The sequence below is a fragment of the Pseudomonas sp. BIGb0278 genome, assembly GCF_024809895.1.
Classification (GTDB): domain Bacteria; phylum Pseudomonadota; class Gammaproteobacteria; order Pseudomonadales; family Pseudomonadaceae; genus Aquipseudomonas; species Aquipseudomonas shirazensis.
Window position 1 is genome coordinate 1,135,097 of record NZ_JANUEL010000001.1, and the last position, 24,406, is coordinate 1,159,502.

22 protein-coding genes are annotated in these 24,406 nt (G+C 63.3%); 16 read left to right on the forward strand and 6 right to left on the reverse strand.

Annotation, left to right across the window (positions count from 1 at the left end):
- Window positions 1-37: 37 nt before the first annotated feature.
- The 3 genes from M2396_RS05145 to M2396_RS05155 all read right to left on the reverse strand — a co-directional run bounded on the left by M2396_RS05145 (window position 38) and on the right by M2396_RS05155 (window position 3,867).
- Window positions 38-1,333 carry an FAD-binding oxidoreductase gene (locus M2396_RS05145; RefSeq protein WP_181106200.1) on the reverse strand — a complete coding sequence of 432 codons (1,296 nt, stop codon included), beginning with the start codon at window positions 1,331-1,333 and terminating at the stop codon, window positions 38-40.
- 14 nt (window positions 1,334-1,347) lie between these two features.
- Window positions 1,348-2,436, reverse strand: coding sequence for a polyamine ABC transporter substrate-binding protein (locus M2396_RS05150; protein WP_150569215.1), 1,089 nt, complete (start codon window positions 2,434-2,436; stop codon window positions 1,348-1,350).
- Window positions 2,437-2,508: 72 nt separating this feature from the next.
- Window positions 2,509-3,867: a glutamine synthetase family protein gene (locus M2396_RS05155; RefSeq protein ID WP_101319556.1), complete on the reverse strand. Its 1,359-nt coding sequence runs from the start codon at window positions 3,865-3,867 to the stop codon at window positions 2,509-2,511.
- A 149-nt stretch (window positions 3,868-4,016) separates the two neighbouring features.
- On the opposite strand from M2396_RS05155, the gene M2396_RS05160 reads away from it, so the two are divergent.
- Entirely contained in the window at window positions 4,017-4,913 is an 897-nt protein-coding gene (locus M2396_RS05160; RefSeq protein WP_150569216.1) for a helix-turn-helix domain-containing protein, read from the forward strand.
- A 68-nt stretch (window positions 4,914-4,981) separates the two neighbouring features.
- Window positions 4,982-6,895, forward strand: a complete 1,914-nt coding sequence (locus M2396_RS05165) for an AAA family ATPase (protein WP_259073555.1) — start codon at window positions 4,982-4,984, stop codon at window positions 6,893-6,895.
- Window positions 6,896-6,953: 58 nt separating this feature from the next.
- Here the strand turns inward: M2396_RS05165 and M2396_RS05170 are convergent, their stop codons facing one another.
- Entirely contained in the window at window positions 6,954-8,339 is a 1,386-nt protein-coding gene (locus M2396_RS05170; RefSeq protein ID WP_259073557.1) for an aldehyde dehydrogenase family protein, read from the reverse strand.
- Window positions 8,340-8,446: 107 nt separating this feature from the next.
- Between M2396_RS05170 and ptrR the strand changes: the two genes are divergently transcribed.
- The gene (gene ptrR, locus M2396_RS05175) at window positions 8,447-9,325 is read left to right on the forward strand and encodes a putrescine utilization regulator PtrR (RefSeq protein WP_207074213.1); all 879 of its coding nucleotides are present in this window, start codon (window positions 8,447-8,449) and stop codon (window positions 9,323-9,325) included.
- Here the strand turns inward: ptrR and M2396_RS05180 are convergent.
- The gene (locus M2396_RS05180; RefSeq protein ID WP_259073559.1) at window positions 9,322-9,906 is read right to left on the reverse strand and encodes an NTP transferase domain-containing protein; all 585 of its coding nucleotides are present in this window, start codon (window positions 9,904-9,906) and stop codon (window positions 9,322-9,324) included. The two genes, ptrR and M2396_RS05180, sit on opposite strands and share 4 nt — an antisense overlap.
- Window positions 9,907-10,054: 148 nt before the next feature.
- On the opposite strand from M2396_RS05180, the gene hisN reads away from it, so the two are divergent.
- Both hisN and M2396_RS05190 read left to right on the forward strand, forming a co-directional pair.
- Window positions 10,055-10,846: a histidinol-phosphatase gene (hisN, locus tag M2396_RS05185; RefSeq protein WP_150571671.1), complete on the forward strand. Its 792-nt coding sequence runs from the start codon at window positions 10,055-10,057 to the stop codon at window positions 10,844-10,846.
- A 135-nt stretch (window positions 10,847-10,981) separates the two neighbouring features.
- Window positions 10,982-11,713: a hypothetical protein gene (locus tag M2396_RS05190; RefSeq protein WP_101323027.1), complete on the forward strand. Its 732-nt coding sequence runs from the start codon at window positions 10,982-10,984 to the stop codon at window positions 11,711-11,713.
- Between the two features lie 6 nt (window positions 11,714-11,719).
- Here the strand turns inward: M2396_RS05190 and M2396_RS05195 are convergent, their stop codons facing one another.
- Window positions 11,720-12,604: an alpha/beta hydrolase gene (locus M2396_RS05195; RefSeq protein ID WP_259073564.1), complete on the reverse strand. Its 885-nt coding sequence runs from the start codon at window positions 12,602-12,604 to the stop codon at window positions 11,720-11,722.
- Between the two features lie 376 nt (window positions 12,605-12,980).
- Here M2396_RS05195 and M2396_RS05200 point away from each other — a divergent pair, with 376 nt between their 5' ends.
- From M2396_RS05200 to M2396_RS05250, 11 genes are all read left to right on the forward strand, one after another.
- Window positions 12,981-13,937 (forward strand): AraC family transcriptional regulator, encoded by a 957-nt coding sequence (locus M2396_RS05200; protein ID WP_101319540.1) that lies wholly within the window; start codon window positions 12,981-12,983, stop codon window positions 13,935-13,937.
- Window positions 13,938-14,088: 151 nt separating this feature from the next.
- Complete coding sequence (gene benA / locus M2396_RS05205; RefSeq protein ID WP_101323026.1) at window positions 14,089-15,447, forward strand: benzoate 1,2-dioxygenase large subunit; 1,359 nt, start codon at window positions 14,089-14,091, stop codon at window positions 15,445-15,447.
- Window positions 15,444-15,932, forward strand: a complete 489-nt coding sequence (benB, locus tag M2396_RS05210) for a benzoate 1,2-dioxygenase small subunit (RefSeq protein WP_101319538.1) — start codon at window positions 15,444-15,446, stop codon at window positions 15,930-15,932. Before benA ends, benB begins: the two co-directional genes overlap by 4 nt.
- Window positions 15,933-16,005: 73 nt before the next feature.
- Complete coding sequence (gene benC / locus M2396_RS05215) at window positions 16,006-17,016, forward strand: benzoate 1,2-dioxygenase electron transfer component BenC (RefSeq protein WP_101319536.1); 1,011 nt, start codon at window positions 16,006-16,008, stop codon at window positions 17,014-17,016.
- A gap of 109 nt (window positions 17,017-17,125) precedes the next feature.
- Window positions 17,126-17,887, forward strand: a complete 762-nt coding sequence (locus M2396_RS05220) for a 1,6-dihydroxycyclohexa-2,4-diene-1-carboxylate dehydrogenase (protein WP_181087962.1) — start codon at window positions 17,126-17,128, stop codon at window positions 17,885-17,887.
- 54 nt (window positions 17,888-17,941) lie between these two features.
- Window positions 17,942-19,270: an aromatic acid/H+ symport family MFS transporter gene (locus M2396_RS05225; protein WP_101319531.1), complete on the forward strand. Its 1,329-nt coding sequence runs from the start codon at window positions 17,942-17,944 to the stop codon at window positions 19,268-19,270.
- Between the two features lie 30 nt (window positions 19,271-19,300).
- Entirely contained in the window at window positions 19,301-20,422 is a 1,122-nt protein-coding gene (locus M2396_RS05230; RefSeq protein ID WP_186698013.1) for a muconate cycloisomerase family protein, read from the forward strand.
- A gap of 26 nt (window positions 20,423-20,448) precedes the next feature.
- On the forward strand, window positions 20,449-20,739 hold the full coding sequence (gene catC / locus M2396_RS05235) for a muconolactone Delta-isomerase (protein WP_259073574.1): 291 nt from the start codon (window positions 20,449-20,451) through the stop codon (window positions 20,737-20,739).
- Between the two features lie 44 nt (window positions 20,740-20,783).
- Entirely contained in the window at window positions 20,784-21,710 is a 927-nt protein-coding gene (gene catA, locus M2396_RS05240; protein ID WP_101319525.1) for a catechol 1,2-dioxygenase, read from the forward strand.
- Window positions 21,711-21,783: 73 nt separating this feature from the next.
- Entirely contained in the window at window positions 21,784-22,983 is a 1,200-nt protein-coding gene (locus M2396_RS05245; RefSeq protein ID WP_259073578.1) for a benzoate/H(+) symporter BenE family transporter, read from the forward strand.
- 64 nt (window positions 22,984-23,047) lie between these two features.
- Window positions 23,048-24,298 carry an OprD family porin gene (locus M2396_RS05250; RefSeq protein WP_259073580.1) on the forward strand — a complete coding sequence of 417 codons (1,251 nt, stop codon included), beginning with the start codon at window positions 23,048-23,050 and terminating at the stop codon, window positions 24,296-24,298.
- Window positions 24,299-24,406 lie beyond the last annotated feature (108 nt).

Here is a 24,406-nt window from a genome sequence, read left to right on the forward strand (position 1 = left end):
CCCCGCGCCGATTCGGCGCGGGCCTGCACCCGTGGGCTCAGCCCAGTACTTCGCGCAGCCGATGCCAGAGCATGCCCGCTGCCAGCAGCGGCGAGCGCAGGGCCTTGCCGCCCGGGAAGGTCAGGTGCGGCACCGCACTGAAAACATCCAGGCCCTGGCTGTGGCCGACGGCGATGCCTTCGGCCAGCAGCTTGGCAGTCCAGTGCGTCACGTTCAGGCCATGCCCGGAATAGCCCTGGGCATAGTAGACGTTGGGGTATTGGCTCAAGCGGCCCACCTGCGGGAAGCGGTTGGCGGTGATGCCGATCATGCCGCCCCATTGATAGTCGATGCGTACATCGGCCAGTTGCGGGAACACCTTGCGCACCTTGGGCAGCATGTAGGCGGCGATGTCTTTCGGATCGCGGCCCGAATAGTGGCAGGCACCGCCAAACAGCAGGCGGTTGTCGGCGGTCAGGCGGTAGTAATCAAGGCCGACCTTCTGGTCACACAAAGCCATGTTCTGCGGAATCAACGCCTGTGCCACCTGTTCAGGCAGTCGCTCGGTCGCCACCACGTAGCTGCCAGCGGGCAGCACCTTGCCGCTCAGGCGCGGCTCGAGTTCGTCCAGGTGCGCATTGCAGCCAAGCACAAGGCTCTGCGCGCGCACCTTGCCGTGGGCGCAGTGCAGGGTCACGCTCGGGCCATGCTCGATGCGCAGCACCGGGCTTTGTTCAAAGATACGCACGCCCAACTTTGCCGCAGCGCGCGCTTCGCCCTGGACCAGGTCGAGCGGGTGCAGATGGCCTGAACCCATGTCGATCAGCCCGCCTGCGTACTGCTCGCTGGCGACCACTTCACCGATGTGTGCCGCATCAACCAGGCGCGTGGCATGGCGGTAACCGAGCTCGGCCAGTTGTGCTTGCTCGTCCTTGAACGCGGCAAACTGGGCGGGCGTGTTGGCCAGCTCGCAGAAGCCCCAGCGCAGGTCACAGTCGATGGCGTACTGGGTAATGCGCTGGCGCACCAGCTCGACCGAGTCGATCCCGGCCTGTTGCAGATATCGCACGCCGTCCTGGCCGACATAGCGGGCAAAACCGCTGACATCATGGCCGATGCCGCGAATCAGCTGGCCACCGTTGCGCCCGCTCGCGCCCCAGCCGATGCGCCGGGCTTCGAGGAGGATCACCGACAAACCGCGCTCGGCCAGTTCCAGCGCAGTATTGACCCCGGTCAGGCCGCCACCGACCACGCAGACGTCGGCGCTCAGTTGTTCTTGCAGCGCAGGGTAGGGCGCGCTGCTGCGCGCCGTGGCGGCGTAGTACGAGGCAGCGTGTTGGCTCTCTAATGACATGGCACAGGCTCGGCTCAGCGGTTGGATTTGATCTTGCTCCAGGAACGGGTCATGACCCGCATGATTTTCGGGCTCGGTGTGCTCGATACATAGAGCTTGTCGAGCACCTCTTGCGGCGGGTAGATCTCGGGATTGTTGACCAGCGCCGGATCCATGTGCGCCTTGGCCGCGAGGTTGGCGTTGGCATAACCGACGGTGGTGCTGACTTTGGCGATTACCTCAGGGTCGAGCAGGTAATTGATGAAGGCCAGGGCCTGTTCAGGGTTGCTGGCGTCCTTGGGAATGGCCAGCAGGTCGAACCACAGATTGCTGCCTTCCTTGGGAATGCTGTAGGCGATTTTTACGTCGTTTTTCGCCTCAACCGCGCGATTGGCCGCCTGGAATACGTCGCCCGAGTAACCGAAAGCGATGCAGACATCGCCATTGGCCAGGTCGGAAACGTACTTGGAGGAGTGGAAGTAGGTAATGTACGGCCGTATTTCCACCAGCTTGGCTTCGGCCTTCTTGTAATCGGCTTCGTTTTCGCTGCGCGGGTTCATGCCCAGGTAGTTGAGCATGGCCGGGAACAGTTCATCCGGCGAGTCCATGAAGGCTACGCCGCATTTTTGCAGTTTCTTCAGGTTTTCTGGCTCGAACAGCACTGCCCACGAATCGATCTTGTCGATGCCCAGCGCCGCCTTGACCTTGTCGACGTTGTAGCCGATGCCGTTGGTGCCCCACAGGTACGGCACTGCGTATTTATTGCCGGGGTCGTTCTGCTCCAGCTGCTTGAGCAGCTTGGGGTCGAGGTTGCTGAAGTTCGGCAGCTTGCTGCGGTCCAGCGGCAGGAAGGCGCCGGCCTTGGCCTGGCGGGCCAGGAAGTGGTTGGACGGCACCACCACGTCGTAGCCAGTGCGCCCGGCGAGCAACTTGCCCTCCAGGGTTTCGTTGGAGTCGAACACGTCATAGATCACTTTGATGCCGCTGCTGGCCTGGAAGTCGGCCAGGGTGGTTTCACCTATATAGTCGGTCCAGTTGTACACGCTGACGCTCGGCTGGGCCTGAGCGGCGGCGCCGAACATCAGGGCGAATGCTGCGGGGATCACGGACTGCAAATGACGCATGTCGACACCTCTCTGTTTTTATTCTGGGTCGTGATGTTGCGTAAGGCGGGGCGCTCGGCGCCCCGCAGATGATCAGACACTCATCATCAGGAACTCGCGCTCCCACGAACTGATCACCCGTTTGAAGTTCTCGTGCTCGGCGCGCTTCACCGCGACATAACCCTGGACGAACTGCTTGCCCAGGTAGTCCTGGATGATTTCGCATTCCTCCATGTGCTGCAGCGCGTCTTCGATGGTAATCGGCAGGCGCAGGCTGCGTCGCTCATAGGCGCGGCCTTGCACTGCAGCGCTCGGCTCGATCTTGCCAACCATGCCCAGGTAGCCGCAGAGCAAACTCGCAGCAATGGCCAGGTAAGGGTTGGCATCGGCGCCCGGCAGGCGGTTCTCGACGCGCATGGCCTCGGGGCTTGAGGTCGGTACGCGCAGTCCGGCGGTGCGGTTTTCTTCACCCCACTCGACGTTGACCGGGGCCGAGGTGTCCGGCAGGAAGCGGCGGAACGAGTTGACGTTCGGCGCGAACATCGGCAACACCTTGGGGATGTACTTCTGCAGGCCACCGATGTGGTGCAGGAACAGCTCGCTCATGCTGCCGTCGTCATTGGCGAAGATCGGCTTGCCGGTGGCGATGTCGACCACGCTCTGGTGCAGGTGCATGGCGCTGCCGGGCTCATCGGTGATCGGCTTGGCCATGAACGTTGCGGCGACGTTGTGCTTGAGCGCGGCCTCGCGCATGGTCCGTTTGAACACGGTGATCTGGTCGGCCAGGTCCAGCGCGTCGCCGTGGCGGAAGTTGATCTCCATCTGCGCCGGGCCGTCTTCGTGGATCAGCGTGTCGAGGTCCAGGCACTGGATCTCGCACCAGTCGTAGACGTCCTCGAACAGCGGGTCGAATTCGTTGGCGGCGTCGATCGAGAACGACTGACGGCCGCTTTCAGCGCGCCCGGAGCGGCCCATTGGCACTTGCAGAGGCAAGTCCGGGTCTTCGCAGCGCTTGGTCAGGTAGAACTCCATCTCCGGCGCGACGATTGGCTGCCAGCCCTTGTCGGCGTAGAGCTTGAGGACTTTCTTGAGAACGTTGCGCGGCGACAGCTCGATCGGGTTGCCTTGTTTGTCGAAGGTGTCGTGGATGACGATGGCGGTGGGTTCGATGGCCCACGGGATCTGGTACACCGCCGACGGGTCGGGGCGGCAGATCATGTCGATGTCGGCCGGGTCGAGCAGGTCGTAGTAGATATCGTCGTCGACATAGTCGCCGGTGACGGTCTGCAGCAGCACGCTTTCAGGCAGGCGCATGCCGCGCTCATGGAGGAACTTGGCCGTGGGTGCAATCTTGCCGCGGGCGATGCCGGTCAGGTCACTGATCACGCATTCGACTTCGGTGATGCGGTGTTCTTTCAGCCAGGTGGAAAGCTGATCGAAGGGGGCGTTCATACAGACCTCTTGGTTGGGTTTTGATCGCGCCACGCGAAGGGATCTTCCCAGTCGCTGCGCTGAAGGCTATCTTGGGCGCAGCCCGCAGGGTTGATCTATCCACTTCTTTCGCCAGCAAATGCACCAAAAGAGTGCGTATAGGATGCCGCGTGACCAGCGCCAATGGCTTGCAAGTTCAGGCTTTCCAGACCAGTGATGTCAGTGAACAGGTGCGCACAACGCCCGGCTGGCAGCAGCAATACCGGCAAATGTCGCCGGGGTTGTTCAATGGCCAACTGCGCAGCCTGGAGCTTGAGGGCGTCGAGGTCTACGAAGAACGCCTGAACACCCGCGTTGAGCAGTTTTTCAGCGCGCCCAGTGGGTCGTTGACGTTCTGCTTTGATCGCAGCGAGAACAGCCTGTACCTGCTCAATGAAGACAGCCGCAATATCTGGATCACGCCCGAGAACTATCAGGAAGTGGCGGTGGTGTTCAGCCGCGACTTTCTCCAGCGCCATGGGCTGGATGTCGCCCGCCTGGAAGGCTTGTTCATGACCCCGCTGGACTCGGTGCAGAACAACCTGTTCGGCAGCTGGCTGAGCGCGACCCTGACCCGGCTGGGCGAGGCTGACAGCCCATTGCAGGGCAGGGCGTTGGGCGAACAGCTGCTCGAGGATTGCCTGTTCATTCTCGACAATGCCAGCCAACGCCTGCAGGGCGATGCCCATGGCCGGCGTAGCGAGGCGCGCGCGGTCATGCGCCGGGTCAGCGACTGGGCCGCCGATTGCCCCGACGAAACACTCAACCTCGTCGAGCTGGCCGAAGTTGCCGGGGTGTCTGTGCGCCAGTTGCAGCAGATCTTCAAGGCCTTCACCGCCATGCCGCCTGCGCACTGGCTGCGCCTGCGCCGCTTGAACGGCGCCCGCCGTGACTTGTTGCGTGGCGCTGGGGCGACCGTGGCCGAGGTGGCCATGCAGTGGTCGTTCTGGCACCTGGGGCGCTTCTCGGAAAGTTACCGGCAACTGTTTGCCGAGCTGCCCAGCGAGACGCTGAAGCGGGCCAGGTAGCCCGGTACAGTTCTGCAGATCAGAGCCATTGCTGGTATCGTGCGCGGCAGTAATGTACCGAGGTCCTGATGTTTTATCTGCCCCTGACCAGCGAACAGGCCGACGGCCTGGCCAGTCAACACGCCAGCGAGTTCTTTGTGCAGGCCAGCCTGCTGGAAAGCGCTGCGGTGCTGTTTATCCAGAATGTGCCGCGCCAGCAGGGTGCGCCTTCGGTCGAAGCGCAGCAGCGGCGCTTTGCCGAGATCGTGCGGATTGCCGATGAGGTCGAAGCGGCGGCGCCTTCGCGCTTCCAGCAGCAGGTCGCCAGCCGTTTTGACCCAGAAGTGTTCGCCATGGGCCTGGGCATGCTCGGCGAGAACGGCATCGGCCTGCTGGCGGCCGAGCAGCCGGTCGATGTTGCCGACCTGCGCGACAGCGAAGGTGGCTGGAGCTTTGCCTTTGCCGATGCCTATCGCGAGCAGGTAACGCCGTTGCGACCGGTCAGCTTGCCGTCGTTGCCGAGCAATCTGCGCCTGAGTGACCAGCAGAACCGCTTGCTGCGCGAGTTTCTCTCGGGGGTTGACGAGTCGGTGGCGGTGCAGGGTTTTGCCGGCACCGGCAAGACTTTCCTGATCAACCAGTTCGCCCGTTTGCTCGACCCGCAGCGGACCTTGCTGCTGGCCATGACCGAAGGCCAGCTACGCGCCCTGCAGGCGCGGATCAAGGACGCCTCGGCGTTTACCGCGCGCACTTTTGGCCAGTTGGCCGATGAAATTCTTGACCGCGACCTGACCAGCAACGGCTGGCGCCTGCGCGACGTCTACCGCAGCAAACTGTCGTGGCGCCCGCAGGAGGCGCAAGTCGTACAGTGGCTGGCAGTGCCGGACATCGGCCCGTTGGCGGCGCGTGAAGTGGTCGCCCTGTGCATCAAGGCGGTACGCAGCTTCTGCCGCAGCGCAGACACCGCCATCGAACTGCACCATTTGCCGTGGATGGGCCACGGCTTTTCGCCGTTGGATCAGGAGGTGCTGCTGGAAAAGGCGCGCCTGTACTGGCAACAGCTGATCCGCCCCTCGGCGCGCGAGATTCAGCTGCCGGTGCGCGATTATCACCGGGTCAAGCTGCTGTCGCTGACGCTGGAAGTGATCGACAGCCAGTTCAGCCATGTCATCGTCGATGAAGCCCACGAGCTGTCGGCGCCCATGCTCGCCGTGCTCGACCGCAGCCCGCAGGCAATCATTACCTTGGGCGACGACCTGCAGAACCTCAACGGCCTCAGCCCGCACCACGGCAAGTTCATCCGCCAGCGCTGCATCGATCACTCGCTGCGTGCCGGGCCGGCCATGGAGGGCGTGCTGAACCCGCTGATCCTGGCCCACCCGGCCGCAGTGCAGGCGGCCTTTACCGGCAGCGCCGAGCACTACACCCGGGTCAGTTTCTTCGACACGGTGACGGTGCCCGAGCAACCTACGGCGCTGCTGGTGGATGACGAATGGGGTCTGTTCGGCTGGTTCCAGCGCCTGACCCATCAGGGCGTACCGTTTGTTTTGCTCAAAGGTGCGCGCAAGGAGTTCGAGCTGTTTGTCGAAGACTGCATCGAGCTGTACCGCTACGGCACGCGCCCGCGGCACAACATGCTGTTCCGCTATGCCAGCTGGCAGGCGCTGGAACAGGACAAGGGCGACGACAAGGCCTTTGCCGCCGTTGCCAACCTGCTGCGCAGGGGCTACACGCCGGAAGATTTTGCCAAGGCCAAGAGCCGTTATCGCTGGGACAAGGCGCCCAAGCTGTTCCTGGCCAGGGTGCGCGACGTGAAGAACATGGAGTTCGCCCGGGTCATGGTCTCGCCAGAGCTGATGGTCGCGCCTGCCGCCGCCGGTAACCGCAATGAGCGAGCGCGCATGCTCGCGGGGCTGTACACCGCCTGTTCGCGGGCCAGGCATGAGCTGATTGTGCCGGGTGGCATGCTCGACTGGGTGCAGGACCAGGTGCGCGACAACTAGCTGGCAAAAAAAAGGGGCAAGCCGCACAAGCGACTTGCCCCTTTTGCTTACGCTGCTGTCAGTTGCGATCCAGCCACACCGTCTGCACGTTGCAGAACTCGCGCACACCGAAGTGCGACAGCTCACGGCCAAAGCCGCTCTTCTTCACGCCGCCGAACGCTACCCGCGGGTCAGAGGCGCAGTAGCCGTTGATGAACACCGCGCCGGTATCCAACGCCGAGGTCATCCGCTCAGCCAGGTCGAGGTTGGCGGTGTAGATGGTCGAGGCCAGACCAAACTCGCTGTCGTTGGCCAGTTCCACGGCGTGGTCGGCGTCACGGGCGCTGATGATCGCTGCCACCGGGCCAAACAACTCCTGCTTGAACGCGGTCATTTGCGGGGTAACGCCGGCAAATACGGTCGGCTCGTAGAAGTTGCCGAAGCCCTCAGCCTTCTTGCCACCCAGCAGCAGCACCGCGCCTTCAGCCAAGGTTGCCTGCACCTGGCCGTCAAGCTCGTCGCGCAGGTCATAGCGGGCCATCGGGCCGATGTAGGTGTCAGCCTCAAGCGGGTTGCCGACCTTGAGCTGACGCGTGGCTTCGACGAACTTCGCGGTAAACGCCTCGGCGATGCTTTCTTCGACGATCAGGCGCTTGGCTGCTGCACAGACCTGGCCGGTGTTCTGATAGCGGCCGATCACCGCTGCCTTGACCGCTGCATCGAGGTCGGCGTCCGCCAGTACGATGAACGGATCGGAACCGCCCAGTTCCAGTACGCATTTCTTCAGCGCAGCACCGGCTTGAGCACCAATCGCCATGCCGGCGCGGACACTGCCGGTCAGGGTCACGGCGGCAATACGCGGGTCATTGATCGCCCGGGTCACGCCGTCCGGGGTGACGTTGAGCACTTCGAAGATGCCTGCTGGCAGGCCAGCCTGATTGATCACGTCGAGCAGCAGATAGGCGCTGCCCATGACGTTCGGGGCATGCTTGAGCACATAGGTATTGCCCGCCAGCAGTGCCGGGACCGCGCCGCGCAGCACTTGCCAGAGCGGGAAGTTCCACGGCATCACGGCCAGAATCGGCCCCAACGGGCGGTATTCGATGCGCGCGGTGGCGATTTGCGTAGGCTCGGCAGCCAGCATCGCCGGGCCGTGCTCGGCGTACCATTGGCACAGGCCAACGCACTTGGTCACTTCGCCACGTGCCTGGCTGATCGGCTTGCCGATTTCGCGGCTGATCATCACCGCCAATGCTTCGTGATTGGCCTGCAGAGCATCGGCCAGGGCGTTCAGATACTCGCTGCGCTGCCCCAGTGACACCTGGCGCCATTGGTTGAAGCCAACCTTGGCACGTTGCAGCGCCGCTTCCTGTGCGGCGTCGGTGTCGAACGGATAGTGGCCGATCTGCTCACCGCTGAACGGGTCGACAGAAATGGCGTGGGTCAGGCTGCTGATCTCGCTCATGGCGGAGGTCCTCGTTGTTGTAAGTTGACGAAGCTCAGACTAGTGGCGTGCAACCGTATTGAAAACTGAATAATAATGAGCGCAACGTTCACGTTTGGAGAATGACTGTGGATCTGGTGCAACTGGAAATTTTCAAGGCAGTGGCAGAGCACGGCAGCATCAGCGCCGCTGCCCAGCAGATTCACCGCGTGCCGTCGAACCTCACCACGCGGATCAAGCAGCTTGAGGAAGACCTCGGTGTCGAGCTGTTCATCCGCGAGAAAAGCCGCCTGCGCCTGTCACCGGCGGGCTGGAATTTTCTCGAGTACACCCGGCGCATTCTCGACCTGGTCCACGAAGCGCGGCTGACCGTGGCCGGCGAAGATCCGCAGGGCACGTTCGCCCTGGGTTCGCTGGAAAGCACCGCCGCCGTGCGCATCCCGGCCTTGCTGGCCAGTTATAACCAGCGCTTTCCCAAGGTCGATCTGGACCTGTCGACCGGGCCCTCGGGGACCATGCTCGAAGGTGTGCTGTCCGGCCGCCTGGTCGCAGCCTTCGTCGATGGCCCGGTACTGCACCCAACGCTGGAAGGCATGGCCGTGTTCGATGAAGAGATGGTAGTGATTGCGCCACTCAACCATGCCGCAATCAGCCGCGCCCGCGACGTCAACGGCGAGAGCATCTACGCCTTTCGCGCCAACTGCTCGTACCGCCATCATTTCGAGAACTGGTTTGTCCAGGATCAGGCCGTGCCCGGCAAAATCCATGAGATGGAGTCCTATCACGGCATGCTTGCGTGCGTCAGTGCTGGTGCCGGCCTGGCGTTGATGCCGCGCAGCATGCTCGACAGCATGCCGGGCTTGAGCACGGTCAGCGTTTGGCCGTTGTCGGAAGACTTTCGGTACTTGCAGACCTGGCTGGTGTGGCGGCGCGGTACTGTGTCGCGCAGCTTGAGTATGTTTATCAAGCTGCTGGAGGAGCGGCGGGTGCTGGCAAGCGCTGCCTAGTGTTTATCCCGGCTGGGCACATCACCCGGCCGGTCGATATCCAGCAACACCCCAGGATCACCCAATTCAATATTGCGCACCGCCTGCGGATTGCCCAGCAGCACGCTGCGGGCGCCTTCATCGCCGGTCAGGGTGCACAACTGCGGCCACCAGGCGCGACCGAACAGCACCGGGTGGCCGGGCTTGCTTTGATACGTCGGGCGGATGATCAGGCGACGGTCCGCCTTGGCCAGCAGCGCGGCGAGGGTGGCGGGCTGGATGAACGGCATGTCACCCAGCATCACCAGCAAGCCCTGAGCATTGGACGCGGTACTGATCTGCGCGACGCTGGTAGCGATGCTGTGGCCAAGTCCAAGCCGGCTGCTGCTCGATTGCAGGATGCGCACGTTATCAGCCATGCCGACCGGGGCAGGGTCGTCGTCACGCAGCGCCAGCCAGACTTCGCCCAACTGCGCGCACGGCAGTTGCAGGCTGGTCTGCAGCAGGGTCTGGCCGCTGCTCAGCAGGTGCTGGCGTTTGTCACTGCCAAACCGGCGGCTATGCCCGGCGGCGAGTACCAGAGCGGTTACGGTACATGGCATCCTGAGGGTGTCCCGTGGCAAATGAGGAATCGGTCTGGCCGCTAGACTACCTTAACCCCAGCATCACTGGCGCACGCAAGGCGGTACGCCATCACCCGGCAGGCTCGGGTATGATGCCAACCCCTATCGTTGCCAGAGGCCCGCCACCATGACCTTGAACGCTGAACAGATCGGCGAATACCGTGCATTTGCCGAGCAGTTGGCGCAGGCCGCTGCGGCTGCGATCCAGCCGTATTTTCGCGCCAACCTGGCGGTCGAGGACAAGGGCGGGCGCCTGTACGACCCGGTGACCGTGGCCGACAAGGCCGCCGAAGACGCCATGCGCTCGCTGATTCAGGAACGCTATCCAAGCCACGGCATCCTTGGTGAAGAGCAGGGCGTGGCGGTTGGCAGCAGCCCGCTGACCTGGGTGCTTGATCCGATCGATGGCACCCGCGCCTTCATCACCGGGCTGCCGCTGTGGGGCACGTTGATCGCGCTCAACGACGGCACCAAGCCGGTGGTCGGGGTGATGAACCAGCCGTTTACCGGCGAGCGCTTCATCGGTACCCCAGAGGGAGCCTGGCTCGGCAGCACGCCGCTGAAGACCCGTGCCTGCAGCGATTTGGCCTCAGCCACCCTGATGTGCACCACGCCGGACATGTTCGATAGCGAGGCGCGCAAGGCCGCCTTTGAAGCCGTTGCCGGCCAGGCGCGGCTGATGCGCTACGGCGGCGACTGCTACGCCTATTGCATGCTCGCCAGTGGCTTTGTCGATGTGATCGTCGAGGCCAGCCTGCAGCCGTATGACGTGCAGGCGTTGATGCCGATCATCGAAGGGGCGGGCGGGGTGATCAGCGCCTGGGATGGCAGCTCGGCGCAGAACGGCGGCTGTGTCGTGGCCTGCGGTGACCCTGCGTTGCATGCGCAAATGATCGAGTTGCTGCGTCACGCCATGTGACCGGCTGAGTCCCTGCAATACCGTTGCGCAGGCCTGGCTGGCCTGCGCAACTGCACTTTTTCGCCATTTCGCGCTCTATGTCTGGTCAGGCAGAGCCGATCCCCGGCCCCGTCGTTGATCAAGACCCCGGTGCCGATGCTTGTCCCCGTACTGCGAACCTGCCCCCGCCTGCTGCTGGCCGGCGCCCTGACCCTGCTGTGCGCGTGCACCGAGCAACAGGGCCGCGATATCGTCAGCCAGTTCAGTGATGGCAAACCCAGCGAGCTGTTCCAGACCAGTGTCGACCGCATGGCCACCCTGGCGATGCGCGACAACCTGCAAAGCCTGTACCTGCTGATGAACAAGCTGTACGCACGCAATCCCAACCAGTGGAAGCAGTCCGGCTACCTTGACGCCGCTACCGCCGAGCGGCAGATCCGCCTGGCCATCGAGCAACGCCAGCCGCTGCCGCAGCTTGGTCAGCGGCGCGATCTGGCAGCCCTCAGCTACGCCTTGAGCCCGGAATTTCGCGGCGATCGGGTCGGCGCCTTCATCTATGCCATCGGCAGTATGCTGATCACCGCCCACGGTGGACGCAGCGAGTTCTACATGACCGATGCGATCGACCCGCTGTTCGTCAACAACGCCGCGCGCAACATCGAAAAAGCCACCTGGATGCTCAGCCAGCGTCAGGACGCCAATGGCGTACTGTTGCTGTTCTCCAACGAGATTTCCGAAGAGGGCAGCAACCTCAGCTTCGCGGTCGAGTTCGGCAAGATCGTCGCCCGGCTCGACCTGTTGGCGCAGATGCTCGATGAACGCTACCGGCGGATTGGCTTGAACTACGCGCAGAGCTTGTTGCTGATGAACTTCCTGCCGGTGCAATAGGCCGCGCTAGAGCAGTGCCTTGATCGCCTGGCGATAACGCGGACCGGCCAGGCTCATGCTGTTGTTATGGCTGGCACCAGGCACCAGCAGCAGGGTCTTGGGCTGCTGCGCGGCCTCGTACAATTGCTGGCTGAAGCGTGGCGGCACGTAGCGGTCGTTCTGGCCGTGCACCAGCAGTACTGGCATGCCGACCTGGTCGATCTTGTCGATCGAATCGAATTTTTGCGACAGCAGCCAGCGCACTGGCAGGGCGGTATCGGCTACCACTGCCGCAACATCGCCGAGCGAAGTGAAGGTCGATTCCAGGATCAAGCCGCGCGCCGCGCTCGGGCTGCCGTCTTTTTGCGCCTGGCGGCTCAGCTCGGCCGCAAGCTCCACAGCCACCGCGCCGCCGAGCGAGTGGCCGAAGATCAGCCGCTTGTTGCGGTCCGGTTGCAGCTGGGCAAAGCGCTCCCAGGCCACCTGCGCATCTTCATAGACGGTCGCCTCGGACGGCAGGTCGCCGCGGCTCTGGCCGAAACCGCGGTAGTCCACGGCCAGCACCGAGTAACCCATGGCATGCAGTTGCTCGATGCGAAACAGCTGGCCGGTGAGGTTCCAGCGCGCGCCGTGCAGGTAGAGGATGGCCGGTGCATCGGCGCGCTGGGCTGGCCACCACCAGGCATGCAGGCTCTGGTTGGCGGTGAAGCTGCGCGGGCGCAGGTCGAGTTCTTGCACACCTGCGGGCAAGCCACGGAACCAGCTGGCCTGGCCGGGCTCGATGCGAAACACCAGCTCGCGCTCCTTGTGTTGCAGTACGCTGCAGCCGGCCGGCAGGCCGATCAGGAGCACGGCCATGCACAGCCAGCTGAGCCAGCGACGTTTGAGGTGAAGCAAAAGAGAAGAGGGCATGCAGGCGTTTTTAGCAGAAGCGCCGATTGCGGTGTAAGGAAAGTAACCGAGCGGTGTAGTCGGATGATTGCAAGCTGTGTCAGTAAAAAGGGCTATCAACCCTAGGCGAAGACTGATCTAGAGCCTGCGCCTATCCCCTGCGTTCGATAATCGGACAAATGTTGGCCGCAAGAGCGCGCTGTTCGCCCGGCCGTTACTGAGGTCGCATTGCCTGGCAGCCCTTGCATTGCGTAGTGTGTAGCCAAGCCACCGGTTGTCGCTTGCCTGCTGTACCCGGCGACCGGCCCGATAGACTGAGCGTGTACGACCGCGACCACTCGCCGTTGAGGCAGTAGGAAGCGGCGACGATAACAAGAATGAGCCGAGTGCCTTGCCTATGGAAAACCGCCTGTTGAGCGAGCGTAGCAGTGTGTTTCACCACGCTGATCCGTATGCCGTCTCCGATTACGTCAACCGGCATGTAGGCCAGCACTGCATCGGCCTGTCGCGCACCACCCATCCGCAAGCCAGCCTCAGCCACCGCAAACTGGCCGAGCTGGACCTGTGCCGCATCAGTTATGGCGGCAGCGTGCGGGTTACTTCGCCAGCGCTTGAAACGATCTACCACCTGCAGGTGTTGCTGCACGGCAATTGCCTGTGGCGCGGGCCACAGCGCGAGCACCACCTGGTGCCGGGCGAATTGCTGTTGATCAACCCGGATGATCCGGTCGACCTGACCTACTCGGAAGACTGCGAAAAATTCATCCTCAAGGTGCCGACCCGGTTGCTCGAATCGATCTGCGACGAGCAGCGTTGGCAGCGGCCCAGCGGTGGCGTGCGGTTTTTGCGCAATCATTACCGGCTGGATGAGCTGGACGGCTTCGTCAACCTGCTGGGTATGGTCTGCCATGAGGCGGAGGTTAGTGACTCGTTGCCGCGGGTGCAGGGCCACTACAGCCAGATCGTCGCCAGCAAGCTGCTGACCTTGATGAGCACCAATGTCCAGCGGGAGAACCTCGGCGCGCCGGGCGCCAGCCTGGAGCGCATCCTCGATTACATCGAACGCAACCTCAAGCTTGAGCTGCCGGCGGAGGCGTTGGCCGAGCAGGCCTGCATGAGCCTGCGCTCGTTGTATGCGCTGTTCGATCGGCATCTGGGCACCACGCCCAAGCAGTATGTACGCCAGCGCAAGCTGCAGCGCCTGCACGAGTGTCTGGCTGACCCGAGCTGCTCGGTGCGCAGCGTAACCGAGCTGGCGATGGATTACGGCTTCATGCACCTGGGCCGCTTTGCCGAGAGCTACCGCCAGCAATTCGCCGAATTGCCTTCGGAAACCTTCAAGCGCCGCACCTGAACCTCCGCTGGCGCCGCCCTGGCGCCACATCCTCAGCCCCCTCCAGCAAGCCTGCAGAAAACGGATAGCACTCTGCACAATCCGGATATTGCCCCCGCCGCGCTCGTCCTAACCTGACCTGGCCTGAACAATAACAATGGAGACCCTGGCCATGTTCCTGGGATTCGACTACCTCAATGCCATGCTCGAGGACGACCGGGAATCGGGCGTCTACCGCTGTAAGCGGGAGATGTTCACCGACCCGCGCCTGTTTGACCTGGAGATGAAACACATCTTCGAAGGTAACTGGATCTACCTGGCCCACGAAAGCCAGATCCCTGAAAAGAACGACTTCCTGTCGCTGACCATGGGCCGCCAGCCGGTGTTCATCGCGCGCAACAAGGACGGCCAGCTGAACGCCTTCCTCAATGCCTGCAGCCACCGCGGGGCGATGCTCTGCCGGCACAAACGCGGTAACCGTGCCAGCTACACCTGCCCATTCCATGGCTGGACCTTCAATAACAGCGGCAAGCTGCTCAAAGTCAAAGACCCGAGTAATGCCGGTTACCCAGCCAGCTTCAACTGCGACGGCTCGCACGACCTGACCAAGGTGGCGCGCTTCGAGTCGTACCGCGGCTTCCTCTTCGGCAGCCTCAATGCCGATGTGAAACCGCTGCTCGAGCACTTGGGCGAATCGGCCAAGATCATCGACATGATCGTCGACCAGTCGCCCGAGGGCCTGGAAGTGCTGCGTGGCTCCAGCTCCTACATCTACGAAGGCAACTGGAAGCTCACTGCCGAAAACGGCGCCGACGGCTACCACGTGAGCTCGGTGCACTGGAACTACGCCGCTACCCAGAACCAGCGCAAGCAACGCGAAAGCGCTGCCGAGATCAAGACCATGAGCGCCGGTGCCTGGGCCAAACAGGGCGGCGGCTTCTACTCGTTCGACCACGGCCACCTGTTGCTGTGGACGCGCTGGGCCAACCCGGAAGACCGCCCGGCCTACGAGCGCCGCGAGCAACTGGCGGCAGATTTCGGCCAGGCCCGTGCCGACTGGATGATCGAGAACTCGCGCAACCTGTGCCTGTACCCGAACGTGTACCTGATGGACCAGTTCAGCTCGCAGATCCGCATCGCCCGGCCAATTTCGGTGAACAAGACCGAAATCACCATCTACTGCATCGCACCCAAGGGCGAGAGCAGCGAGGCCCGCGCCAAGCGCATCCGCCAGTACGAAGACTTCTTCAACGTCAGTGGCATGGCCACCCCGGATGACCTCGAAGAGTTCCGCTCGTGCCAGACCGGCTACGGCGGCGGCACTGGCTGGAACGACATGTCGCGCGGCGCCGAGCATTGGGTCGAAGGGGCCGACGAGGCCGCCCGCGAGATCGAGCTCAAACCGTTGCTGTCAGGCGTGCGCACCGAAGATGAAGGCCTGTTCGTGCTACAGCACAAGTATTGGCAGGAGACCATGCTCAAGGCACTCGAGCAGGAGCCGCAACTGATCCCAGTGGAGGCCGTGCGATGAGCGCTTTGTACGACACCGTGCGCGACTTCCTCTACCGCGAAGCGCGCTACCTCGACGATGGCCAGTGGGAGCAGTGGCTGGAGCTGTATGCCAGCGATGCGACCTTCTGGATGCCATCCTGGGATGACAACGACCAGCTCACCGAAGACCCGCAAAGCGAGATTTCCCTGATCTGGTACGGCAACCGAGGAGGGCTGGAGGACCGCGTGTTCCGCATCCAGACCGAGCGCTCAAGTGCCACAGTTCCGGATACCCGCACCTCGCACAACCTGAGCAATATCGAGATTGTCGAGCACAGTGGCGAGCAGTGTCAGGTGCGCTTCAACTGGCACACCCTGAGCTTTCGCTACAAGACCACCGACAGTTATTTCGGCAGCAGCTTCTACACCCTTGACCTGCGCGGCGCGCAGCCGCTGATCAAGGCCAAGAAAGTGGTGCTGAAGAACGACTACGTTCGCCAGGTCATCGACATCTACCACATCTGACTTCTGGTCAAGACGAGTACTGAGCAGCGTGCCGCAGGGCGCGCTGCGGGCAGGCTCGTCCGCGAGGTGCAACATGAGCTTCCAGATCGCACTGAATTTTGAAGACGGAATCACCCGCTTCATCAATGCCGAAGGCCACGAAACCGTTGCCGATGCGGCCTATCGGCAAGGCATCAACATCCCCCTGGACTGCCGTGACGGCGCCTGCGGCACCTGCAAGTGCAAGGCCGAGGCGGGCAGCTATGCGCTGGGTGAGGACTTCATCGAAGACGCCCTCAGCGCAGAAGAAATCAGCCAGGGTTACGTGCTGACCTGCCAGATGCGCGCCGAATCCGACTGCGTGCTGCGCATCCCGGCATCGTCGCAGCTGTGCAAAGCCGAGCAGGGCAATTTCCAGGCCGAGATCAGCGATGTGCGCCAGCTGTCGGCCAGCACCATTGCCCTGTCGATCAAGGGTGAAGCGCTGAGCAGCCTGGCCTTCTTGCCAGGCCAGTACGTCAACCTGCAGGTGCCGGGCAGCGGTCAGAGCCGCGCGTATTCGTTCAGTTCGTTGCCCAAGGATGGCGAGGTCAGCTTCCTCATCCGCAACGTTCCCGGCGGCCTGATGAGCAGCTTCCTTACCAGTCTGGCCAAGGCCGGCGACAGCATGAGCCTGGCCGGCCCGCTGGGTAGCTTCTACCTGCGCCCGATCCAGCGGCCGTTGTTGCTGCTGGCCGGCGGCACCGGCCTGGCGCCGTTCACGGCGATGCTGGAAAAGATCGCCGAAGTCGGCAGCGCGCATCCACTGCACCTGATCTACGGCGTGACCAACGATTTCGACCTGGTCGAGCTCGACCGCCTGCAGGCGCTGGCTGCGCGCATCAGCAACTTCACCTACAGCGCCTGCGTTGCCAACCCCGACAGTAAGTACCCGCAAAAGGGCTACGTCACCCAGCACATCGAACCGGCGCACCTGAACAACGGCGATGTCGACGTGTACCTGTGCGGCCCGCCGCCGATGGTCGAGGCGGTCAGCCAGTACATCCGCGAACAAGGCATCACCCCGGCCAACTTCTATTACGAGAAGTTCGCCGCCGCGGCCTGAGTTTCCTTGGGGGCTGGCCGCATCGTGCGGGTGCGGCTGGCCTCTTTTTTATTGCCAATGGCAGCAGCGTCGCCGCGCGCAGACGAAGGCGGCGCTGGGGAGAGCAGAGATGAGCAACAGATTCCAAGGCAAGGTCGCGCTGGTCACCGGCGCGGCCCAAGGCATTGGCCGCGGCGTGTGCTGGCGGCTCAAGGCCGAAGGCGCGCAAGTGGTAGCCGTAGACCGCTCCGAGCTGGTTCATGAACTGGCCGGCGAGGGCACGCTGACGCTGATTGCCGACCTCGAGCAGCACGCCGAGTGCGCCCGGGTCATGGCCAGCGCGGTCGAGCGCTTTGGCCGGATCGACATCCTCGTCAACAACGTCGGCGGGACCATCTGGGCCAAGCCGTTCGAGCACTATGAGCCGGAACAGATCGAGGCCGAAGTGCGCCGTTCGCTGTTCCCGACCCTGTGGTGCTGCCACGCAGCGCTGCCGTACATGCTCGAGCGTGGTGTCGGCGCCATCGTCAACGTGTCGTCGATTGCCACCCGCAGCATCAACCGCGTGCCCTATGGCGCAGCCAAGGGCGGCGTTAACGCACTCACCGCCTGCCTGGCCTTCGAGACCGCCGAGCGCGGCATTCGGGTCAACGCCACTGCGCCCGGCGGCACCGAAGCGCCACCCCGGCGGGTGCCGCGCAACAGCGATGCGCAGAGCGAGCAGGACAAGGCCTGGTACCAGCAGATCGTTGCCCAGACGTTGGACAGCAGCCTGATGAAGCGCTACGCGAGCATTGACGAACAGGTCAACGCGATCCTCTTTCTCGCCTCCGACGAGGCCTCTTACATCACCGGCGTGACCCTGCCGGTCGGCGGCGGCGACCTCGGCTGACAGTCGCCCAGCCTGCGTTTACCTCTCACAACAAAAACAACAGAGACCGATGCCATGCGAACCCTGGATGTTCACCCGATCATTGATAACGCGCGCTTTTCACCGTTCCACTGGATGGTCATGGCCTGGTGCGGCCTGCTGCTGGTATTCGACGGCTACGACCTGTTCATCTATGGCGTAGTGCTGCCGGTAATCATGAAGGAGTGGGGCCTGACCCCGCTGCAAGCCGGCGCGCTGGGCAGCTACGCGCTGTTCGGCATGATGTTCGGTGCGCTGCTGTTCGGTAGCCTGGCGGACCGGATCGGGCGCAAGAAGGGCATCGCCATCTGTTTCGCGTTGTTCTCCGGCGCGACCATCCTCAATGGCTTTGCCAGCAGCCCCAGCGAGTTCGGCATCTACCGCTTCATCGCCGGGCTCGGCTGCGGCGGCTTGATGCCCAATGCCGTGGCGTTGATGAACGAGTACGCACCCAAACGCCTGCGCAGCACGCTGGTGGCGATCATGTTCAGCGGTTACTCGCTGGGCGGCATGCTTTCGGCAGGTGTCGGCATCTTCTTGCTGCCGCGCTTTGGTTGGGAGTCGATGTTCTTTGCCGCAGCGCTGCCGTTGCTGTTGTTGCCGGTGATCCTCTACTACCTGCCCGAGTCGATTGGTTTTCTGGTGCGCCAGGGCCGTAGCGACGAAGCCCGTGCCCTGCTCAAACGGCTTGATCCGGACTGCGACGTGCAGGCCGACGATGTGTTGCAGGCGAGCGAGCGCAAAGGCAAGGGCGCTTCGGTGCTGGAGCTGTTTCGTGACGGCCTGGCAGTGCGCACCCTGGCCCTGTGGCTGGCGTTTTTCTGCTGCCTGCTGATGGTCTACGCGCTCAGCTCGTGGCTGCCGAAACTGATGGCCAACGCCGGCTATAGCCTGGGTTCAAGCCTGTCGTTCCTGCTGGCACTGAACTTCGGCGGCATGGCCGGGGCAATTCTCGGCGGCTGGCTGGGTGATCGCTACAACCTGGTCAAGGTCAAGATCGCTTTCTTTGTCGCCGCGGCGCTGTCGATCAGCCTGCTTGGGGTGAACAGCCCGATGCCCGTGCTGTACTTGCTGATCTTCATTGCCGGCGCCACCACCATCGGCACACAAATCCTGCTGTATGCCGGCGCGGCCCAGCTCTATGGCCTGTCGATGCGCTCGACCGGCCTTGGTTGGGCCTCCGGTATCGGCCGCAACGGCGCCATCGTCGGCCCGCTGCTGGGCGGCGCGCTGATGGGCATCAACCTGCCGCTGCAACTCAACTTCATCGCCTTTGCCATCCCCGGCGCGGTTGCCGCGCTGGCCATGGCCGTGCACCTGGCCAGCAGCCGGCGCCACGGCCTGGCCGCGCTGGCGCAGGCGTAACCCTTTGACTGACGCAACTGGAGGCCTTGCATGACAAGCCCGACTATCGACCGGCTGGAGGCGATCATCGTCGACCTGCCGACCATTCGCCCGCACAAGCTGGCGATGCACACCATGCAGCAGCAGACCTTGGTGGTGCTGCGCCTGCGCTGCAGCGACGGCGTCGAAGGCATTGGCGAAGCGACCACCATCGGTGGCCTGGCCTACGGCTACGAGAGCCCGGAAGGGATCAAGGCCAACATCGACGCGCACCTGGCCCCGGCGCTGGTCGGCCTGCCAGCCGACAACATCAATGCCGCCATGCTCAAGCTGGACAAGCTGGCCAAGGGCAACACCTTCGCCAAGTCGGGCATCGAAAGTGCCTTGCTCGACGCGCAGGGCAAACGCCTGGGCCTGGCGGTCAGCGAGCTGCTCGGTGGCCGGGTGCGCGACAGCCTCGAAGTGGCCTGGACCCTCGCCAGTGGCGACACCGCCCGCGACATCGCTGAAGCCGAGCACATGCTGGAGATCCGCCGCCATCGGCTGTTCAAGCTGAAGATCGGCGCCAACCCGCTGGAGCAGGACCTGCGCCATGTGGTGGCAATCAAGCGTGAGCTGGGCGAGCGCGCCAGCGTGCGCGTCGACGTCAATCAGTACTGGGATGAGTCGCAAGCCTTGCGTGCCTGCCAGGTGCTTGGCGACAACGGCATCGACCTGATCGAGCAGCCAATAGCGCGGATCAACCGCAGCGGGCAAGTCCGTCTTAACCAGCGCAGCCCGGCGCCGATCATGGCCGACGAGTCGATCGAAAGCGTGGAAGACGCCTTCAGCCTCGCCGCCGACGGCGCTGCCAGCGTGTTCGCTTTGAAGATCGCCAAAAACGGCGGCCCTCGCGCCGTGCTGCGTACCGCGCAGATCGCCGAAGCCGCCGGCATCGCCCTGTACGGCGGCACCATGCTCGAAGGCGCGGTCGGCACCCTGGCCTCGGCCCACGCCTTTTTGACCCTGCGCCAGCTGACCTGGGGCACCGAGTTGTTCGGGCCGCTGCTGCTGACCGAAGACATCGTCGAGCAGCCGCTGCGCTACAGCGACTTCCAACTGCATGTACCACGCACGCCCGGATTGGGCCTGAACCTGGATGAAACCCGCCTGGCGCGTTTCGCCCGGCGCTGATTGCGACCTTACCCAAGGAGAAACCCATGCTGTTCCACGTGAAGATGACCGTGAACCTGCCCGTTGACATGGACCCGGCCCGGGCCGCCCAGCTCAAGACTGACGAAAAGCAGCTGGCCCAACGCCTGCAACGCGACGGCACCTGGCGTCACCTGTGGCGCATTGCCGGGCACTACGCCAACTACAGCGTGTTCGACGTGCCCAGTGTCGAGGCGCTGCACGACACCCTGATGCAGTTGCCGCTGTTCCCGTATATGGCCATCGAAGTGACCGGCCTGTGCCGGCATCCCTCGTCAGTCCACAGCGACGACCGTTGATCGAGCCTGACTCACCCAAGAACAATTATTAGAGGTAAGCAAACATGACCGTGAAAATTTCCCACACTGACGAACTGACCAAGTTCTTCGAACAAGCCGCAGGGTTTGGTAACGATGAAGGCAGCCCTCGGCTCAAGCAGATCATCCTGCGCGTCCTGCAGGACAGCGCGCGCCTGATCGAGGACCTTGAGATCAGCGAGAACGAGTTCTGGCACGCCGTTGACTACCTCAATCGCCTGGGCGGTCGTGGTGAGGCCGGGTTGCTGGTCGCGGGCCTGGGTATCGAGCACTTCCTCGACCTGTTGCAGGACGCCAAGGACACCGCCGTCGGCCTTGCCGGTGGCACTCCGCGCACCATCGAAGGGCCATTGTATGTCGCCGGCGCGCCGATTGCCGCGGGCCAGGTGCGCATGGACGATGGCAGCGAGGAGGGCGTAGCCACGGTGATGTTCCTCGAAGGCCAGGTCCTCGATCCGGCTGGCCAGCCTGTGCCCGGCGCCACGGTTGACCTGTGGCATGCCAACACCCGTGGCACATACTCGTTCTTCGACCAAAGCCAGTCCGAATACAACTTGCGTCGGCGCATCGTCACCGATGCCGAGGGCTATTACCGCGCGCGCTCGATCGTGCCATCGGGTTACGGCTGTGACCCGCAAGGCCCAACCCAGGAGTGCCTGGACCTGCTCGGCCGGCATGGCCAACGCCCGGCGCACATCCACTTCTTCATCTCGGCGCCGGGCTATCGGCACCTGACCACGCAGATCAACCTGGCTGGCGACAAGTACCTGTGGGACGACTTCGCCTACGCCACCCGTGACGGCCTGGTCGGCGAAGTGCAGATGCGCGAAGACGGCACGCGGGGCGTGAGCGGGCGCTATGCCGAGCTGCGCTTCGACTTCCAGCTGCAGCGCGCGCCGGACAGCGAGGCCGAGCAACGCAGCGGTCGGCCGCGGGCATTGCAGCAGGCGTAATCGCCCTCACTTGATGTTGCTTGAACAACCCATGCCGGACATCCCGTCCGGCCCCGGTCTGGCCAGAGGTCCCATGAAAGACCTGATCAAGGATTGTTCGTTGTCTGCCATCGTCGCCGGCCTGCTGGCGACGATGATTTCCTACGCCGGCCCGCTGGTGATCATCTTCCATGCTGCCGAGGCTGCGGGCCTGTCCCACGGCCAATTGTCGTCGTGGGTGTGGGCCGTGTCGATGGGCAGCGCCGTGCTTGGCGCGGTATTGACCCTGCGTTATCGGGTGCCGGTAGTTATCGCCTGGTCGATTCCAGGCTCGGCACTGCTGGTGACTGCGCTGCCGCAGATTGGTCTCGAGCAAGCGGTCGGCGCCTATCTGGTGGCCAATCTGATCTTGCTGTTGATTGGCCTGAGTGGTGCGTTCGACGGCTTGATCGCACGGCTGCCGGGCTCGATTGCGGCAGGCATGCAGGCCGGCATTCTGTTCAGCTTTGGCGTTGAAGTGTTTCGCGCCTTGCCGGTGCAACCGACGCTGGTCGTGGCTATGTTCATCACTTATGTGCTGATGCGGCGCTTGCAGCCCCGCTATGCGGTGGCGGCGGTGTTGGCCGTTGGCGCGTCGATCACAGTGCTCAGCGGCCAGCTGCGCAGTGAGGCGTTGGTTCTGGAGTTTGCTACCGCGCAGTTGATCACCCCGCAATTCAGCCTGTCGGCAATGTTCAGCCTGGCCTTGCCGCTGGTGCTGGTGGCCCTGACCGGGCAGTTCATGCCGGGCATGGCCGTGCTGCGCAATGCTGGTTACCAGACGCCGGCAAGCCCGTTGATCAGTGCCAGTGCCCTGGGCGGCATGCTGTTGGCGCCGTTCGGCTGCCACGGACTCAACCTCGCCGCCGTGACGGCCAGCCTGTGCACCGGCCGCGAAGCTCACGAAGACCCGCGTCGACGCTACATCGCGGCATTGGCCGGCAGTGGCTTGTATCTGCTGCTGGGCATCGCCGGCGCGACCCTGATGTCGTTGTTTGCCGCTTTTCCTGCTGCATTGATTGCCGCCCTGGCGGGGCTCGCCTTGTATGGCGCGATCAGCGAGGCACTGGCCCGCAGCCTGGCCGAACCGAGCGAGCGTGATGCCGGGTTGTTCACCTTTCTGGTGACGGCCTCCGGTGTTGCCTTCCTGGGCTTGTCGGCGGCGTTCTGGGGCTTGCTGTTCGGCCTCTGTGCGCATGCCTTGCTGCGTTTGCGGCGGCCGCAGGCGGGGGATGCCTTGCGCCGTAACCCCTGAAAATCCGTAGTGCAAAACCGTAGTAGCGATCCATCCATAAAAACAAGATCAAGAGAGCTTCGCGATGAACCCTAACCCCTGTGTCGCCCTGGGCATAACCTTGCTCAGCCAACCCCTGCTGGCTGCTGAAAGCGGCTTTTTCGAAGACGCCAAAGCCAGCCTCAGTGCTCGCAACTACTATTTCAGCCGGGATTTCTCTGACATCGTCGGCGCCAACCAGCAGTCCAAGGCCGAGGAGTGGGCCCAGGGCTTCATCCTCGAGTTCAAGTCCGGCTACACCCCTGGCCCGATCGGTTTCGGCGTCGATGCACTGGGCTTGCTCGGGATTCGCCTCGATAGCAGTCCGGACCGGGTCAACAGCGGACTGTTGCCAGTGTATGGCGACGGGCGTGCGGCAAGCGATTACAGTCGCCTGGCTGGCACCTTCAAAGCACGCGTATCGCAAACCGAGCTGCGCGTTGGCGAGCTGCAGCCGAACCTGCCGGTGCTGACCTTCAGCGACATTCGCCTGCTGCCACCCACCTATCAGGGCGTCAGCCTCAACTCCGCCGAGATCAACGGGCTGACCGTGCAGGCTGGGCATTTGTCTTCGACGCACCTGCGCAACGAAGGCGGGGATGACAAACTCAACGCCATGCTTGGCCATTTGCCGATGCGCCAGGTCGCGAGTGACGCGTTCAATTACCTGGGCGGTGACTATGTCTTCAACGACAATCAGACCAGCGCCAGCCTGTGGTATGGCCAGCTCGAAGACATCTACCAGCAGGGCTTTGTCGGCCTCAAGCACAGCAAGCCGTTCGGCGACTGGGTGCTCAGCGCCAACCTGGGTTATTTCACTGCCCGCGAGGACGGCGATGCCTTGCTTGGCCAGATCGACAACCAGGCGTTCTTCTCGTTGCTGACAGCCCGGCATGGCGGACATAGCTTTCACGTCGGCTATCAGGGCATCTATGGCGAAAGCCCGTTTCCACGGGTATTCGCCAATATCACCCCGCTGGGCAACGAGGTGCCCACCTATGAGTTTGCCTACACCGATGAGCGCTCCTATCAAGCGCGCTATGACTACAACTTTGCCGCCATGGGCATCCCTGGCCTGACCGCGACGGTGCGCTACATAACCGGCAACAATGTCGATACCGGCCGCGGCTTCGAGGGCAAGGACCGCGAGCGCGATCTGGATATTGGTTATGCGGTGCAGAGCGGGGTGTTCAAGGGTTTGGGTATTCGTGTCAGAAACGCGGTGGCGCGCTCGAATTATCGCAGCGATATCGACGAAAACCGGCTGATTCTGGCCTACACCTGGCAGTTGCTGTGAGCCCCGCGCCGCTCACAGATGGCTGAGTTGCCAGCCCGCTGCAAACGCTGCGCTGCGGCGATAGCGTTTGCACAATAACCGGCGATGCAGGTAGGTTGCCAACAGACT

Coding starts and splice junctions, on each gene's coding strand:
- M2396_RS05145 (WP_181106200.1), bottom strand. CDS start 1,333: ATGTCATTAGAGAGCCAACACGCTGCCTCGTACTACGCCGCCACGGCG.
- M2396_RS05150 (WP_150569215.1), bottom strand. CDS start 2,436: ATGCGTCATTTGCAGTCCGTGATCCCCGCAGCATTCGCCCTGATGTTC.
- M2396_RS05155 (WP_101319556.1), bottom strand. CDS start 3,867: ATGAACGCCCCCTTCGATCAGCTTTCCACCTGGCTGAAAGAACACCGC.
- M2396_RS05165 (WP_259073555.1), top strand. CDS start 4,982: ATGTTTTATCTGCCCCTGACCAGCGAACAGGCCGACGGCCTGGCCAGT.
- M2396_RS05170 (WP_259073557.1), bottom strand. CDS start 8,339: ATGAGCGAGATCAGCAGCCTGACCCACGCCATTTCTGTCGACCCGTTC.
- M2396_RS05180 (WP_259073559.1), bottom strand. CDS start 9,906: ATGCCATGTACCGTAACCGCTCTGGTACTCGCCGCCGGGCATAGCCGC.
- hisN (WP_150571671.1), top strand. CDS start 10,055: ATGACCTTGAACGCTGAACAGATCGGCGAATACCGTGCATTTGCCGAG.
- M2396_RS05190 (WP_101323027.1), top strand. CDS start 10,982: ATGCTTGTCCCCGTACTGCGAACCTGCCCCCGCCTGCTGCTGGCCGGC.
- M2396_RS05195 (WP_259073564.1), bottom strand. CDS start 12,604: ATGCCCTCTTCTCTTTTGCTTCACCTCAAACGTCGCTGGCTCAGCTGG.
- M2396_RS05200 (WP_101319540.1), top strand. CDS start 12,981: ATGGAAAACCGCCTGTTGAGCGAGCGTAGCAGTGTGTTTCACCACGCT.
- benA (WP_101323026.1), top strand. CDS start 14,089: ATGTTCCTGGGATTCGACTACCTCAATGCCATGCTCGAGGACGACCGG.
- benB (WP_101319538.1), top strand. CDS start 15,444: ATGAGCGCTTTGTACGACACCGTGCGCGACTTCCTCTACCGCGAAGCG.
- benC (WP_101319536.1), top strand. CDS start 16,006: ATGAGCTTCCAGATCGCACTGAATTTTGAAGACGGAATCACCCGCTTC.
- M2396_RS05220 (WP_181087962.1), top strand. CDS start 17,126: ATGAGCAACAGATTCCAAGGCAAGGTCGCGCTGGTCACCGGCGCGGCC.
- M2396_RS05225 (WP_101319531.1), top strand. CDS start 17,942: ATGCGAACCCTGGATGTTCACCCGATCATTGATAACGCGCGCTTTTCA.
- M2396_RS05230 (WP_186698013.1), top strand. CDS start 19,301: ATGACAAGCCCGACTATCGACCGGCTGGAGGCGATCATCGTCGACCTG.
- catC (WP_259073574.1), top strand. CDS start 20,449: ATGCTGTTCCACGTGAAGATGACCGTGAACCTGCCCGTTGACATGGAC.
- catA (WP_101319525.1), top strand. CDS start 20,784: ATGACCGTGAAAATTTCCCACACTGACGAACTGACCAAGTTCTTCGAA.
- M2396_RS05245 (WP_259073578.1), top strand. CDS start 21,784: ATGAAAGACCTGATCAAGGATTGTTCGTTGTCTGCCATCGTCGCCGGC.
- M2396_RS05250 (WP_259073580.1), top strand. CDS start 23,048: ATGAACCCTAACCCCTGTGTCGCCCTGGGCATAACCTTGCTCAGCCAA.